Below are 14,523 nucleotides of genomic sequence, written 5' to 3'. Positions count from 1 at the left end.
TTTCATTTGTCCGGGCCGGTTACATACCGCATGAATAATTGCCAATCGAAGTTCGATCCAACGATCGCATGCCCCGGAGGAGCGGCCCATTAAACCGCTTTTCTCAAAAGGCCCTTCGCTGGGCGTACGTCTGCTGGTGCTCGCCGTTCTGTCGGTTGCGTTGATGGTTGTCGACGCCCGCTTTACGATCCTCAAGCCCGTGCGCAGCCAGATGTCGATGGTGCTCATGCAGTCCTACTGGATCGTCGACCTGCCACAGCGTCTGTATCAAGGCGTCGCCAGTCAGTTCGGCAGCCGCACAGAGCTGATCGCCGAAAACGAAAAACTCAAGACCGAAGCCCTGCTCCTGCAAGGTCGCCTGCAAAAGCTGGCGGCACTGACCGAGCAGAACGTCCGGCTGCGTGAGTTGCTGAACTCCTCGGCGCTGGTCAACGAAAAAGTCGAGGTCGCCGAGCTGATCGGCATGGACCCGAACCCCTTCACCCATCGCATCATCATCAACAAGGGCGAACGCGACGGCGTGGTGCTCGGTCAGCCTGTGCTCGATGCACGCGGCCTGATGGGGCAGGTGGTCGAGTTGATGCCCTATACCTCACGCGTCTTGTTGCTGACCGACACCACCCACAGCATCCCGGTGCAGGTCAACCGCAACGGTCTGCGTGCCATCGCCAGCGGCACCGGTAATCCGGAACGTCTGGAGCTTCGGCATGTGGCGGACACCGCAGACATCAAGGAAGGCGACCTGCTGGTTAGCTCGGGCCTTGGCCAGCGATTCCCGGCCGGCTACCCGGTGGCAACGGTCAAGGAAGTGATTCACGATTCCGGCCAGCCGTTCGCGATCGTTCGGGCAGTGCCCACCGCTGCGTTGAATCGCAGTCGCTATCTGTTGCTGGTGTTCTCTGACGGCCGCTCGCCGGAAGAGCGCGCTGCCGATGCGGCGCAAGCGCAGGAATCCCTCGACAAGGGCATCGAGCCTTCCGTGATGGCGACGTTGCCTCCGCCGACACCCGCCTTTCCGATGTGGCCACAGGCAGTCGTTCCGGTCTTTCCGGGCAGTACGCTGACGCACAAGCCGGCGGCGCAATCGACAACCCCTGCACCGGCGGCAACGCCTGCGACACCGGCAAGACCTGCCTCCCGGCCTGCGGCGTCACAGCCGCCTGCCTCAAGACCTTCCACCGCTCGGGAGCCTATCGATGGTTAGTCATGTTTCAGGGCGCAATGGCTGGGTGGTCTGGCTGACATTTGCGATCGGTCTGTTGCTGAGCGTTTCGCCGCTGCCGCAATTCATGGAAATTTTCCGCCCGCTGTGGCTGGCCCTGCTGTTGACCTTCTGGGTTCTCGCGCTGCCGCACAAATACGGTATGACCACCGCGTGGATACTGGGCCTGATGGAGGATGTGCTGTACGGCACACTGCTCGGCCAGAATGCCCTGATCCTCAGCCTGATTACCTTTCTGGTGATGTCCCTGCAGCAGCGCCTGCGCATGTTTCCCATGTGGCAACAGTGTCTGGTGCTGTTGGTGGTATTCGGTCTGGCGCAGCTTGCGCAACTCTGGCTGAGCGCATTGACCGGCAACCGTCAGCCTACGCTGGCGCTGGTGCTGCCCGCGTTGGTCAGCGCTCTGTTGTGGCCCTGGATCAGTTATGGCCTGCGTGGATTGCGCAAACGTTTGAAAATCAATTAAGCGCAAGGTGAGCGCGACGCCCCGCTGCGTCCCTCGCGCTCACCCGCACAGACACGGAGATGTCCTTATGCCCTCGCTTTATCTGGCTTCTGGCTCGCCGCGCCGCCGCGAACTTCTGACTCAGATCGGTGTGCCGTTTACCGTACTGAGCGCTCAGATCGACGAAACCCCCTTCGACCATGAAACCCCCGCTGCCTATGTCGAGCGTCTTGCGCTGGGCAAGGCTCAGGCCGGGCTGTCCGTGCTGCCAGCCGAACACCAGGCCTGCGTGATGGGGGCCGACACGGCGGTGGTGCTCGATGGACGCATTCTTGGCAAGCCGGTCGATGAGTCAGATGCCTTGGCGATGTTGATGGCCCTGTCCGGGCGCGAGCATGACGTGCTGACGGCTGTCGCGCTCAGTGATCGGCAACGCAGCGAAACCCGTATTGTTACCAGTCGTGTGCGCTTTCGCCCGATTCAAACCCATGAAGCCCACGCCTACTGGACCAGTGGCGAGCCCGCCGACAAGGCCGGCGGCTATGCCATCCAGGGGTTGGCAGCGATTTTCGTCGAGGGTCTGCAAGGCAGCTATTCTGGGGTGGTGGGGCTGCCCCTGTGCGAAACCGCAGAACTGCTCGGCCATTTCGGCATACCCTGCTGGCAATGCCTGGAAGGTGACAAGTCATGAGTGAAGAGATTCTGATCAACATCACGCCGATGGAATCGCGCGTGGCAGTGGTGGAAAACGGGGTTCTGCAAGAGGTGCACGTCGAGCGCACCCAGCGTCGCGGCATTGTCGGCAATATCTACAAAGGCAAGGTTGTGCGGGTGCTTCCCGGCATGCAGGCGGCGTTCATCGACATTGGTCTGGACCGCGCGGCGTTCATTCATGCGTCGGAAATCTCCATGCGGGAAGGGCCAGCGGTCGAGAGCATTGCGTCGCTGGTACATGATGGCCAGAGCCTTGTCGTGCAAGTCACCAAAGACCCGATCGGCAGCAAGGGCGCACGGCTGACCACGCAACTCTCCATTCCGTCACGTTATCTGGTGTACATGCCGCGCACTGCGCATGTGGGCATCTCGCTGAAAATCGAGGACGAAGCCGAGCGCGAACGACTCAAGAAAGTGGTCAGCGATTGTGTTGCCCAGGAAGGTATCAAGGAAGCCGGAGGTTTCATTCTGCGCACCGCTGCGGAAGGCGCCGGTGCCGACGAAATCCTCATGGACATCCGCTATCTGCGCAGGCTCTGGGATCAGATCGGCGAGCAGATCAAGACCGTCAGTCCGCCTACGGTGATTTACGAAGACCTGGGCCTGGCGCTGCGCACCTTGCGCGATCTGGTCAGCCCGCGCATCGAGAAGATCCGTATCGACTCGCGGGAGACCTTTCAGAAAACCACCCAGTTCGTGGCCGAGCTGATGCCGGAAATTGCCGACAGGCTTGAGCACTATCCGGGCGAGCGGCCGATCTTCGACCTTTATGGGGTCGAGGACGAAATCCAGAAGGCCCTCGAGCGCAAGGTGCCGCTCAAGTCGGGTGGCTATCTGGTAATCGACCCGGCCGAAGCGATGAGCACCATCGACGTCAATACCGGTGCTTTCGTGGGGCATCGCAACCTCGAAGAAACCATCTTCAAGACCAATCTGGAAGCCGCCACGGCCATCGCCCGGCAGCTGCGCCTGCGCAATCTGGGCGGCATCATCATCATCGATTTCATCGACATGGAAGACGGTGAGCATCAGCGTCAGGTGCTGCGCACGCTGGAGAAACAACTGGAACGCGATCACGCCAAGACCAACATCATCGGTATCACCGAGCTGGGTCTGGTGCAGATGACGCGCAAGCGCACCCGCGAAAGCCTCGAGCAGGTGCTGTGCGAACCGTGTCATTGCTGCGCAGGGCGGGGCAAGCTGAAGACCCCCGAGACCATCTGCTACGAAATCTTCCGGGAAATCCTGCGCGAGGCCAGGGCCTATCAGGCAGTGGGCTATCGCGTTCTGGCCAATCAGCGCGTGGTGGATCGCCTGCTTGACGAAGAGTCCGGCAACGTGGCTGAGCTGGAGAGCTTTATTGGCCGCACTATCCGTTTTCAGGTAGAAACCATGTACTCGCAGGAACAATACGACGTGGTGCTGCTCTGAGGGTGCTGATCGTTTGAAATATATGAAAAGTGCCCTACGGGTTTCTGGCAGGTATGCCGTTTTATCGAGAATGATGCGTGGCGAATGAGCAAAACCTGTACCTGACCGCACCTGCACCTCCGAGCCGGAATCCGTTCGCCGATTCCGCTCCTCGCACCCCGCAGTGGAGGGCTTCCTGAGATGGGACGTCTTCCTCGCCTTGTCGCAACCCTGACCCGCTGGGGGCTGAGCCTGTGCGCACTGATTCTGGTGCTTGCGGCGCTGTACGTGAGTCTCGGCCGTCAATTGACGCCGCTGGTTGCCGAATACCGTGTCGATGTGGAAACCCGTGCCAGCAGCGCGTTGGGTATACCGTTGAGCATCGGCAGCCTGGAAGGCAGCTGGAGCCGCTTTGCTCCGGTATTGCTGGCCAACGATGTGATGGTCGGCGAGGGCACCAGTGCCCTGCGTCTGGATCGTGTAAGGGTTGTTCCCGACCTTTGGGAAAGCCTGCTGGCGCGTGACGTGCGCATCGCTCATCTTGAAGTGGACGGCCTGCAGTTCAGCCTCAGGCAGGACAAGGACGGCGCGTGGTCGGTTCAGGGCTTGCCGGTGCACAACGACAGCCCCTTCGACCCCGAGCAGGTGCTCAGGCAGATGCAGATGGTCGCGCATTTGTCGCTGCTCGACAGCCAGGTTACGGTGCAACCGTTTGACGCCGCGCCGCTGACCCTCACCTATGTAAACCTCAGTCTGGACACCGGCAGCTATGCCCAGCGACTTGACGCACGCCTGACCCTGCCGGATGGTCAGCCGGTCGCGCTCAACGTGCGTTCGCGCATTCAGGCCAGTCAGTGGAAGGACGGCGAGGCCGATGTCTACGCCAGCCTGCCGCAAAGCGACTGGGCCAAGTGGCTGCCGAAAAGTCTCACGCGCGAATGGACACTGTCGAAGCTGCAGGCCGGGGGCGAGGTCTGGTTGAATTGGGGCAAGGGCACCGTGCAAAGCGCGACGACGCGCCTCAATGCACCGCAGGTCAAAGGCGTTTATGCCGGTCGCAAACCGGCGACGATCGATAACCTTGCGCTGAACGCATGGTTTGCACGGACTGAAACAGGTTTCGACCTGAACCTCGATTCACTGGCGATGAGCCTTGGCGACACGCGCTGGGAAAGCCGTGTGCAACTGACGCAAACCGCCGCGACGCCCGACAGCGAAGAGCTCTGGCACGTACAGGCTGATCGTCTGGACCTGACTCCCGTCACGCCGCTGATCGACTCCCTCGCGCCCCTGCCTGACAAGGCCATGGCAGTGGTCGACGGCCTCAAGGTGACAGGCGGGCTGCATAACGTGCTGCTCGACTACCGGCCGCAGGCAGTGGGCGACAAGCGCCTGAGCTTTGCGGCCAATCTGGACAAGGTGGGTTTCAACGCCTATCGCGGGGCCCCGGCGGCCGGAAATGTCACCGGTGCCATCAGCGGGGATCTGGGCCAGGGCGAGCTGCGCCTCGACACCGATGATTTCATGCTGCACCTGGACCCGATCTTCGCCAAACCCTGGCGTTACCAGAAGGCCAATGCCCGTCTGACCTGGAAACTGGATGATCAGGCGTTCACGCTGATCGCCCCGTATATCAAGGTGCTTGGCGACGAAGGCAAGATTGCGGCGGACTTTCTGATCAAGATTCATCTCAGTCATGATCAGGAAGATTACATGGACCTGCGGGTCGGCATGGTTGACGGCGATGGCCGTTACACCAGCAAGTACCTGCCGACAGCGCTCAGTCCGGAGCTCGATCACTGGTTGCGCACCGCGGTGGTAAGTGGCGCGGTCAAGCAGGGGTTCTTCCAGTATCAAGGGTCGCTGAACAAGAATTCGCCCGATACGGCGCGTGTCATCAGCCTGTTCTTCGATGTCAGTAACGCAACGCTGGCGTTCCAGCCGGGCTGGCCGTCGCTGACCGGAGTGGATGGCAAGGTCTACGTCGAAAACAGCGGCGTACGTGTCAAGGCAAGCAAAGGCCAGTTGCTCGATACCAAGGTCAGCAACGTGCTGGTCAATATTCCTCATGTGCCGTCAGGTCAGGACAGTCACCTGCTGGTGGACGGTAATTTCTCCGGAAACCTGATCGACGGCCTGAAGATTCTCCAGCAGGCGCCCATTGGCACGGGCAGCACATTTGCCGGATGGCAGGGCGAAGGTCCGCTGGACGGCAAACTGAAGCTGGATATCCCGCTGGCCAAGGGCGTCGAGCCAAAGGTCGTGGTGGATTTCAGCACCGACAATGCGCGTCTGAAACTGGCTGACCCGGTGCTGGAGCTGACTCGCCTGAAGGGCGATTTCCGTTTCGACAGCGCCAGTGGCCTGAGTGGCAAAGGCATCAAGGCCCAGGCATTCGATCGTCCTGTGACCGCAGAAATCGCCGCCGAGGGCAAGCCAGGCGACAACGTGACACGCATTGTGGCGAACGGGCAAATCACCGTGAAGCGGCTGACCGACTGGCTGAACGTGACCCAGCCGCTGCCGGTCTCCGGTGACCTGCCGTATCAGTTGCAGTTGATTCTGGACAGCAAGGACAGCCCGCTGGTAATCAACTCCACGCTCAAGGGCGTGGCGATCGATTTGCCCGCACCGTTTGGCAAAACCGCCGAACAGGAGCGTCCCAGCGAGTTCCGCATGACTCTGCAAGGCGCGGAGCGCAGGCTCGGCGCGGCGTATAACGATCAGGCCAACTTTGCTTTCGCTGCACCGAATGGCAAGTTTGCCGAAGGTCGAGGCGAACTCTATCTGGGGCGCGGCGGGGCGATCGTGCCGGACGCCAAAGGCTTGCGGATCCGTGGCGAGTTGTCCGAGCTGGATATCGCGCCCTGGCAGGAACTGGCCGCGCGTTACACCGGGAATGATCCGGGCGGCAACGCGAAGCAACTGCTTAACAGCGTTGACCTGCAGATCGGCAAGCTGACCGCGATGGGCACCACACTCAATGACGTGCGTGTTCAATTGCAGCGCAACGCGGCAGCCTGGGCCCTGTCGCTGGACAGCGCGCTGGCCAAGGGCACGGCAACGCTGCCCGACGCCAAGTCTGCCCCGATCGGCATCAACATGCTCTACGTTCGACTGCCTGCATCCGATCCGACAGCGACCGTGGTGGAAAACGCACCTGACCCTCTGGCGGATATCGACCCGCACAATATCCCTGCGCTGGACGTGAAGATCTCCCAACTGTTTCAGGGCGATCAGTTGCTGGGGGCCTGGGCGTTGAAATCCCGGCCGACGCCTGCCGGCATGCGCATGTCGGACATGAGCCTGGGGCTCAAAGGCATCCTGCTGGAGGGTGACGCTACCTGGGAGGGCACGCCCGGGGCCAGCAGCAGTTCGTTCAAAGGCCGCCTGGCGGGCAAGAACCTGGCGGATGTGCTCAAGGCGTGGAACTTCGCCCCCACCGTCACCAGTGAACGCTTCGAGATGAACGTGGACGGACGCTGGCCGGGTTCGCCTGCCTGGGTCGGTCTGAAGCGCTATTCCGGCAGTCTGGATGCCACGCTCAACAGAGGCCAGTTTGTCGAAGTCGAGGGCGGTGCTCAGGCGTTGCGGGTATTCGGGCTGTTGAACTTCAACTCCATCGGCCGGCGTCTGCGCCTGGACTTCTCCGACCTGCTGGGCAAAGGCCTGAGCTACGACCGGGTCAAAGGGCTGCTGGTCGCCAGCGACGGTGTCTATGTGACGCGCAACCCGATCACCCTGACCGGGCCTTCGAGTAATCTGGAGCTCAACGGTACCCTGGACATGGTTCGTGATCGCGTCGATGCGAAGCTGCTGGTGACCTTGCCGGTCACCAACAACCTGCCTATCGCTGCGCTGATTGTCGGCGCACCCGCCATTGGCGGGGCGCTGTTTCTGGTCGACAAGCTGCTGGGCGACCGGGTTGCGCGTTTCGCCAGCGTTCAATACAAGGTCGAAGGGCCTTGGAAAGAGCCGAAGATCACGTTCGACAAGCCATTTGAAAAGCCCCAATAGCGTCTCATGGAGTACAGTGGTGGCCATGTCATTCAGGAGCGGGTTGCCATGTCCTTCGCGGTGATTCAGATGGTCAGCCAAAGCGATGTCCTGGCTAATCTGGGCAGTGCTCGGCGTTTGCTGGAACAGGCGGCTGAAGGTGGCGCGCGGTTGGCGGTACTGCCCGAAAACTTCGTCGCGATGGGGCGCCGTGACGTTGCCGATATCGGTCGTGCCGAGGCCCAGGGGCACGGACCGATCCTGCCATGGTTGAAACTGGCCGCTCGCGACCTCAAGTTATGGATTGTTGCCGGAACCTTGCCACTGCCGCCGGATGATCGGCCGGATGGCAAGGTGACGGCGTGTTCGCTGTTGATCGACGAGCACGGTGAGCAGGTGGCCCGTTATGACAAACTGCATCTGTTCGATGTAGATGTCGCTGACAACAGTGGCCGCTATCGTGAATCGGATGACTATGCTCATGGGAGCAGTGTGGTGGTAGCCGATACGCCCGTGGGGCGTCTGGGGCTGACCGTTTGCTACGACCTGCGCTTTCCCGAGCTGTACACCGCGCTGCGTGAAGCCGGTGCTGAACTGATTACCGCGCCGTCAGCGTTCACTGCGGTAACGGGGGCTGCGCACTGGGACATTCTGATCCGCGCGCGTGCCATCGAGACCCAGTGTTACGTACTGGCGGCGGCACAGGGCGGGGTCCATCCGGGGCCTCGCGAGACTTACGGACACGCGGCCATCGTTGATCCATGGGGCCGCGTACTGGCCGAGCAGGCACAGGGTGAAGCGGTGCTGCTGGCCACACGAGACAGTCAAGAACAGGCGTCCATACGGGCGCGGATGCCGGTGTCCAGTCACCGGCGCTTTTTTTCGCAGGACGCCATGCGGCCTGCTTCGGAGTGAATATGAGTGATCTGTCCTCAGTCAGCGAACACCTTCTGGCACCCGGCGGCCTGAACCTCGACAGCCTGCAGTCCGTGCTGGGGGATCTGGCCGGGCCAGGAATCGACGCGGCCGATCTGTATTTTCAGGGCATGATCTCCGAGTCCTGGTCGCTCGAAGACGGGATCGTCAAGGAAGGCAGTTTCAATCTCGATCAAGGCGTGGGCGTGCGTGCCCAGTCGGGTGAGAAAACCGGCTTTGCGTACAGCAACGCGATCACCGCCGAGGCACTGCGCACCGCCGCGCAGGCCGCGCGTTCCATCTCCCGCGCTGGCCAGAATGGTCGCGTGCAGGCTTTCACCTCGCAGGACGTGGCGCAGTTGTACGCCCCGGATAACCCGCTGGAAGTGTTGAGCCGCGCCGAGAAGGTCGAGTTGCTCAAGCGCATCGACGTTGCGACGCGTGCGCTGGACTCGCGTATCCAGCAGGTTTCGGTGAGCATGGCCGGCGTCTGGGAGCGCATTCTGGTGGCCGCAGCGGATGGCAGCCTTGCCGCCGATGTGCGCCCGCTGGTGCGCTTCAATGTCAGTGTCATCGTCGAGCAGAATGGCCGTCGCGAGCGGGGCGGGCATGGCGGCGGCGGGCGTACCGACTACCGTTATTTCCTGACCGACGATCGCGCCATGGGCTATGCCCGTGAGGCCCTGCGTCAGGCACTGGTCAACCTGGAAGCGATTCCCGCCCCGGCAGGCACCTTGCCGGTAGTACTCGGCTCTGGCTGGTCCGGCGTGCTGCTGCACGAAGCAGTGGGTCACGGCCTTGAGGGCGACTTCAACCGCAAGGGCAGTTCGGCCTACAGCGGGCGCATGGGCGAGATGGTTGCGTCGAAACTCTGCACCATCGTCGATGACGGCACCCTGGCGGGGCGTCGTGGCTCGCTGAGTGTCGATGACGAGGGCACACCGACCGAATGCACCACGCTGATCGAGAATGGCGTGCTCAAGGGCTACATGCAGGACAAGCTCAATGCGCGCCTGATGGGCGTGGCACGTACCGGCAACGGCCGTCGCGAGTCCTATGCCCACCTGCCGATGCCGCGCATGACCAACACCTACATGCTGGGCGGGCAGAGCGATCCGCAGGAAATCATCGCCTCAGTGAAGCGCGGCATCTACTGCGCCAACCTGGGCGGTGGCCAGGTGGATATCACCAGCGGCAAGTTCGTGTTTTCAACCAGTGAGGCCTATCTGATCGAAGACGGCAAGATCACCGCGCCGGTCAAAGGCGCGACCTTGATCGGTAACGGGCCGGAAGCCATGAGCAGGGTGTCGATGGTGGGTAACGATCTGTCGCTGGACAGCGGCGTCGGTACGTGCGGGAAAGATGGCCAGTCGCTGCCGGTCGGTGTGGGTCAGCCTACGCTGAAAATCGACGCGATCACCGTGGGTGGCACCGGTAGCTGAATGTGAGTCGGGGCCGGCTGCCTCTGCTGCCGGCCCCGAGGGCGAAATCAACGCAGACCGCGTTGAAGTTCGTCCAGCTCACGGATGTATTTGAAGATTTTGCGGCTGGTGGCCGGCGGTTTGTTGCGTGCAACTTCGTGTTGCGCCTGACGGATCAGCGAACGCAGCTGCTGACGGTCGGCATCGGGGTATTCGACCACGAATTTCTCGAGGTCGGCGTCATCGCCCGAAATCAGGCGATCACGCCAGCGCTCCAGATTGTGGAAACGTTCATTGTATTGGCGAGTGGAGGCATCGAGTTGGTCCAGCAACACCAGAATGGCTTCCTGGTCCTGATCGCGCATCAGCTTGCCGATGAACAGAATGTGCCGCTTTCGCGCGATGTTCGCCGTGTGCTTGGGCGCTTCGGCCAGGGCCTTGCGCAAAGCGTCGGTCAGCGGCAGCTTGGCCAGCACATCGGCTTTGAGTGTTGTCAGTCGCTCGCCGAGGTCGACCAGAGCATGCAGCTCTCGTTTGACCTGGGTTTTGCTTTTCTCCCCGTCGAGGGAGTCGTCGTAAGAATCAACCATGGGGGCAGTCCGCAAAGAAACGCCGCCATGATAACCAGTCGTGGGCCGCTTGTCCGGCCCGGTCGGTATTCGGCCTGTGCTGAAAGAAGAATTTGATGGAGAAAGTCATGAGTGCAACCCAAAGCGTCGGCCCACAAGCCTTGCCCGAACTGCAGGAACAGGTCGAGCAGATCATCGCCGAAGCCCGGCGTCAGGGTGCCAGCGCCTGCGAAGTCGCGGTGTCGGTGGACCAGGGGCTGTCGACATCGGTCCGTCAGCGTGAAGTCGAAACCGTCGAGTTCAACCGCGATCAGGGCTTTGGTATCACCCTGTATGTCGGGCAGCGCAAGGGCTCGGCCAGCACGTCGGCAACCGGCGCCGATGCGATTCGTGAAACGGTCGCCGCTGCACTGGCGATTGCCGAACACACCTCCGAGGATGAAAGCTCCGGGCTGGCCGACGCTGCGCTGATGGCCAAAGAGGTCATGGATTTTGACCTTTATCACACCTGGGACATCACGCCCGAGCAGGCCATCGAGAAAGCGCTGATCTGCGAAGCGGCGGCCTTCGATGCCGACAGCCGCATCAAGAACGCCGATGGCACTACGCTCAATACCCATCAGGGCTGCCGCGTGTATGGCAACAGCAATGGCTTCATCGGTGGCTATGCCTCAACGCGTCACAGCCTCAGCTGTGTGATGATTGCCGAGGGTGAAGGCCAGATGCAGCGCGATTACTGGTATGACGTCAACCGCCAGGGCGAGCTGCTGGCCGATGCGCAGAGCATTGGCCGCAAGGCCGCGTTGCGTGCGGCAAGCCGTCTGGGTGCGCGTCCGGTGCCGACCTGTGAAGTGCCAGTGCTGTTTGCTGCGGAACTGGCGGGCGGCCTCTTCGGCAGCTTTCTCGGCGCCATTTCCGGTGGCACGCTGTACCGCAAATCGTCGTTCCTCGAAGGCGCGCTGGGTCAGCGCCTGTTCCCTGAGTGGATGACCATCGATGAGCGCCCGCACCTGAAGCATGCGATGGGCAGTTCGGCGTTCGACAGCGACGGTCTGGCGACCTTCGCCAAGCCATTCGTGGCAGGTGGGGATCTGGTTTCCTATGTGCTGAGCACGTATTCCGGCCGCAAGCTGGGCATGCCGAGCACCGCCAACGCGGGCGGTGTACATAACCTGTTCGTCACCCATGGTTCGGACGACCAGGCTGCGCTGATTCGGCGCATGGGGCGGGGCTTGCTGGTCACCGAGCTGATGGGCAGCGGTTTGAACATGGTCACCGGCGACTATTCGCGTGGCGCGGCAGGCTTCTGGGTCGAGAATGGCGAGATTCAGTTCCCGGTTCAGGAAGTGACCATCGCCGGCAACATGCGCGACATGTTCAAGCAGATCGTCGCCGTTGGCAGCGATCTTGAGCTGCGCAGCAACATCCGCACCGGCTCGGTACTGATCGAGCGAATGACCGTAGCGGGTAGCTGACAGGCCCCCGATTCCGGCTATCGTGCCCATAAATGCAGAGCGTGGGCACGATAGTTGCGATCATCGTTCCCTACGCTCCAGCGTGGGAATGAATTTCGTGACGCTCTGCGTCGTCGAGAGGACGCAGAGCGTCCGGAACGGCATGCGACGCGGAGCGCCGCACGATAGTTGAGGTTATCGTTCCCTACGCTCCAGCGTGGGAATGCAGTTCACGACGCTCTGCGTCGTCAAAAGGACGCAGAGCGTCCGGAACGGCATGCGACGCGGAGCGCCGCACGATAGTTGAGGTTATCTTTCCCTACGCTCCAGCGTGGGAATGCAGTTCACGACGCTCTGCGTCGTCAAAAGGACGCAGAGCGTCCGGAACGGCATGCGACGCGGAGCGCCGCACGATAGTTGAGGTTATCGTTCCCTACGCTTCAGCTTGGGAATGCATTTCGTGACGCTCTGCGTCACCCATCCGCTTGCGGCTTTGACCGCCAATAACCTCCCTCCGAACCCGCGTTTTACGCTTCCCTCAAAGCATGTTCACGCTCACCGGCGCAAGGCGGTGAAGCGATTGGGCTTGTGTTGATTCTGTATCTCATTTAATAATGAATATCATTTATAAAATGAACTGCGATCACGGGGTCTGCTTTGAACGAGTTGTCTTAGCTGGAAACTAGCGTGGCTTGGGTCTGCGGATTCGTTGTGCGCTTTAAACCGACGAGCCTCTGCTGATCAAGCATTACCTCGTCAAGAGGCGTTCCTGACGCGATTGACCGCCACGCCCTGGCCCATGGTCGCTGCCTAGCCAACGTTCCTGGAGGTATGTCATGCAGCATTGGAAATGCACCATCGAGCAGGCCAATCGCTGTTTCAATCTCGGCGAGTGGGTCGAGGCCCGCGAGTTGTACCTTCAGGCGCTGGCGTTGGCGCAAGTCCTGTTCGAACGCTGGGCGGATGCCGACGAAGCGGTCGCGGCCTGTGTGATTTCTCACCATAACCTGGCGGATCTGCACCTGAGTCTGGGCCAGCCGGAGGAGAGCGCCGAGTACCTGTGTGCCATCCACCAGCACCTGTTGCGGACCCTACAGGATCAGCGCCTCCCGCCCGCCCTGCGCGAGGCGGCCTTGCGTCATAGCAGCAAAACCTACGCCGAGCTGCTGAGTTTCATCAGCGAACATGGCGAATACCCGCGCACCCATCGGTTGCTGAACAGCAGCGGTGAGCATACGCGCTCAGCGCTGCAACGCCATTCGGGAGCCCCTTCCGGACTTTTCTACGGAGCACACTGACATGCCATACACCTTGCCCGCACTGCCTTACGCATACGATGCCCTTGAACCGCATATCGATGCGCAAACCATGGAAATCCACTACACCAAGCATCACCAGACGTACATCAACAATCTCAATGCAGCGGTGGAAGGCACGGAGTTTGCGGACTGGTCTGTCGAGAAACTCGTCGCCAGTGTCCAGCAATTGCCTGAAAACCTGCGTCCAGCGGTGATCAATCAGGGTGGCGGCCATGCCAATCATTCGTTGTTCTGGGAAGTCATGGTGCCGGGCGGGGGAGGCTTGCCCACAGGCGCTGTCGCGTTGGCGATTGACGAACAACTGGGCGGCTACGAAAGCTTCAAGGAAGCGTTCACCAAGGCCGCGTTGACCCGATTCGGCAGTGGCTGGGCATGGCTGAGCGTCACGCCTGACAAGAAGCTGGTGGTGGAAAGCAGCGGTAATCAGGAGAGCCCGCTGATGAACGGCAACACGCCGATTCTAGGGCTGGACGTGTGGGAGCACGCTTACTACCTGCGCTATCAGAACCGTCGTCCCGAATACATCAACGCGTTCTACAACGTGATCAACTGGGATGAGGTGTCCCGCCGTTATCAGGCCGCCCTGGCCTGAGCCTGGCACCCGGACCCAAGGCAACCCATGCGCTTCGGATTCCTTACGCTCAGTACTGCGCGGTTATTTCGGCTGGTAGTGGGTAGCGTGCTGTTGTTGGCGGGTATGGCGCTACTGGTTGCCCATGGGCTGAGCTGGATGCACTTGCAAGGCTGGTGGTGACGTATACCGCGTTTGTCCGAGGGCTTATTCGCCCTCATCAAACCGGTTGTTGATCAGCTCGACCAGGCCATCGAGCGCTTCCTGTTCGAATTCGCCTTCAGTGTGCAGGTGGACCTCGGTGCCCTTGCCGGCAGCCAACATCATCACGGCCATGATGCTTTTGCCATCGACCATGCTCTCCGGAGTGCGGCCGACCCTGATCTTGCAGGGGAACTTGCCTGCGACGCCGACGAATTTGGCGGCAGCGCGGGCATGCAGGCCCAGTTTGTTGATGATGGTGATTTGACGAGCGGGCATCGCAGTG

General features: G+C 61.3%; 13 protein-coding genes. 11 read left to right on the top strand and 2 right to left on the bottom strand.

All coding sequences use genetic code 11. From position 1 onward, the window contains the following. Positions 1-136: 136 nt before the first annotated feature. From mreC to tldD, 7 genes are all read left to right on the top strand, one after another. Positions 137-1,204 carry a rod shape-determining protein MreC gene (gene mreC / locus BLR16_RS06955; protein ID WP_024663093.1) on the top strand — a complete coding sequence of 356 codons (1,068 nt, stop codon included), beginning with the start codon at positions 137-139 and terminating at the stop codon, positions 1,202-1,204. Beyond that, positions 1,197-1,688: a rod shape-determining protein MreD gene (gene mreD / locus BLR16_RS06950; RefSeq protein WP_003364106.1), complete on the top strand. Its 492-nt coding sequence runs from the start codon at positions 1,197-1,199 to the stop codon at positions 1,686-1,688. The genes mreC and mreD overlap by 8 nt, the downstream gene beginning before the upstream one ends. Positions 1,689-1,755: 67 nt before the next feature. Further along, the gene (locus BLR16_RS06945) at positions 1,756-2,358 is read left to right on the top strand and encodes a Maf family protein (RefSeq protein WP_003431505.1); all 603 of its coding nucleotides are present in this window, start codon (positions 1,756-1,758) and stop codon (positions 2,356-2,358) included. Beyond that, positions 2,355-3,812 carry a ribonuclease G gene (gene rng, locus BLR16_RS06940; protein WP_003364105.1) on the top strand — a complete coding sequence of 486 codons (1,458 nt, stop codon included), beginning with the start codon at positions 2,355-2,357 and terminating at the stop codon, positions 3,810-3,812. Before BLR16_RS06945 ends, rng begins: the two co-directional genes overlap by 4 nt. Before the next feature lie 180 nt (positions 3,813-3,992). Continuing rightward, the gene (locus BLR16_RS06935) at positions 3,993-7,808 is read left to right on the top strand and encodes a YhdP family protein (protein ID WP_058416189.1); all 3,816 of its coding nucleotides are present in this window, start codon (positions 3,993-3,995) and stop codon (positions 7,806-7,808) included. A 48-nt stretch (positions 7,809-7,856) separates the two neighbouring features. Beyond that, on the top strand, positions 7,857-8,702 hold the full coding sequence (locus BLR16_RS06930; protein WP_054082038.1) for a carbon-nitrogen hydrolase family protein: 846 nt from the start codon (positions 7,857-7,859) through the stop codon (positions 8,700-8,702). Positions 8,703-8,704: 2 nt separating this feature from the next. Then, positions 8,705-10,144, top strand: a complete 1,440-nt coding sequence (tldD, locus tag BLR16_RS06925; protein WP_003400228.1) for a metalloprotease TldD — start codon at positions 8,705-8,707, stop codon at positions 10,142-10,144. Between the two features lie 47 nt (positions 10,145-10,191). Here the strand turns inward: tldD and yjgA are convergent, their stop codons facing one another. After that, positions 10,192-10,713, bottom strand: coding sequence for a ribosome biogenesis factor YjgA (gene yjgA / locus BLR16_RS06920; protein WP_074805081.1), 522 nt, complete (start codon positions 10,711-10,713; stop codon positions 10,192-10,194). Positions 10,714-10,820: 107 nt separating this feature from the next. Between yjgA and pmbA the strand changes: the two genes are divergently transcribed. The 4 genes from pmbA to BLR16_RS28805 all read left to right on the top strand — a co-directional run bounded on the left by pmbA (position 10,821) and on the right by BLR16_RS28805 (position 14,219). After that, positions 10,821-12,167, top strand: a complete 1,347-nt coding sequence (pmbA, locus tag BLR16_RS06915) for a metalloprotease PmbA (RefSeq protein ID WP_003364100.1) — start codon at positions 10,821-10,823, stop codon at positions 12,165-12,167. Between the two features lie 815 nt (positions 12,168-12,982). Next, positions 12,983-13,444, top strand: a complete 462-nt coding sequence (locus BLR16_RS06905) for a tetratricopeptide repeat protein (RefSeq protein WP_003364099.1) — start codon at positions 12,983-12,985, stop codon at positions 13,442-13,444. A gap of 1 nt (position 13,445) precedes the next feature. After that, positions 13,446-14,057 carry a superoxide dismutase gene (locus BLR16_RS06900; protein ID WP_074805075.1) on the top strand — a complete coding sequence of 204 codons (612 nt, stop codon included), beginning with the start codon at positions 13,446-13,448 and terminating at the stop codon, positions 14,055-14,057. A 27-nt stretch (positions 14,058-14,084) separates the two neighbouring features. After that, positions 14,085-14,219 carry a hypothetical protein gene (locus tag BLR16_RS28805; RefSeq protein ID WP_255301235.1) on the top strand — a complete coding sequence of 45 codons (135 nt, stop codon included), beginning with the start codon at positions 14,085-14,087 and terminating at the stop codon, positions 14,217-14,219. Positions 14,220-14,243: 24 nt separating this feature from the next. Here BLR16_RS28805 and BLR16_RS06895 read toward each other — a convergent pair whose 3' ends face one another. Continuing rightward, entirely contained in the window at positions 14,244-14,516 is a 273-nt protein-coding gene (locus BLR16_RS06895; protein WP_003431495.1) for an HPr family phosphocarrier protein, read from the bottom strand. Between the last annotated feature and the right edge of the window lie 7 nt (positions 14,517-14,523).

The sequence above is a fragment of the Pseudomonas sp. BS3767 genome, assembly GCF_900099665.1.
Lineage (GTDB): Bacteria > Pseudomonadota > Gammaproteobacteria > Pseudomonadales > Pseudomonadaceae > Aquipseudomonas > Aquipseudomonas cerasi.
The sequence above is the reverse complement of the archived record's forward strand: the minus strand, read 5'-3'. Positions and strand labels throughout refer to the sequence as shown.

Coding starts and splice junctions, on each gene's coding strand:
- mreD (WP_003364106.1), top strand. CDS start 1,197: ATGGTTAGTCATGTTTCAGGGCGCAATGGCTGGGTGGTCTGGCTGACA.
- BLR16_RS06945 (WP_003431505.1), top strand. CDS start 1,756: ATGCCCTCGCTTTATCTGGCTTCTGGCTCGCCGCGCCGCCGCGAACTT.
- rng (WP_003364105.1), top strand. CDS start 2,355: ATGAGTGAAGAGATTCTGATCAACATCACGCCGATGGAATCGCGCGTG.
- BLR16_RS06935 (WP_058416189.1), top strand. CDS start 3,993: ATGGGACGTCTTCCTCGCCTTGTCGCAACCCTGACCCGCTGGGGGCTG.
- BLR16_RS06930 (WP_054082038.1), top strand. CDS start 7,857: ATGTCCTTCGCGGTGATTCAGATGGTCAGCCAAAGCGATGTCCTGGCT.
- tldD (WP_003400228.1), top strand. CDS start 8,705: ATGAGTGATCTGTCCTCAGTCAGCGAACACCTTCTGGCACCCGGCGGC.
- yjgA (WP_074805081.1), bottom strand. CDS start 10,713: ATGGTTGATTCTTACGACGACTCCCTCGACGGGGAGAAAAGCAAAACC.
- pmbA (WP_003364100.1), top strand. CDS start 10,821: ATGAGTGCAACCCAAAGCGTCGGCCCACAAGCCTTGCCCGAACTGCAG.
- BLR16_RS06905 (WP_003364099.1), top strand. CDS start 12,983: ATGCAGCATTGGAAATGCACCATCGAGCAGGCCAATCGCTGTTTCAAT.
- BLR16_RS06900 (WP_074805075.1), top strand. CDS start 13,446: ATGCCATACACCTTGCCCGCACTGCCTTACGCATACGATGCCCTTGAA.
- BLR16_RS28805 (WP_255301235.1), top strand. CDS start 14,085: ATGCGCTTCGGATTCCTTACGCTCAGTACTGCGCGGTTATTTCGGCTG.
- BLR16_RS06895 (WP_003431495.1), bottom strand. CDS start 14,516: ATGCCCGCTCGTCAAATCACCATCATCAACAAACTGGGCCTGCATGCC.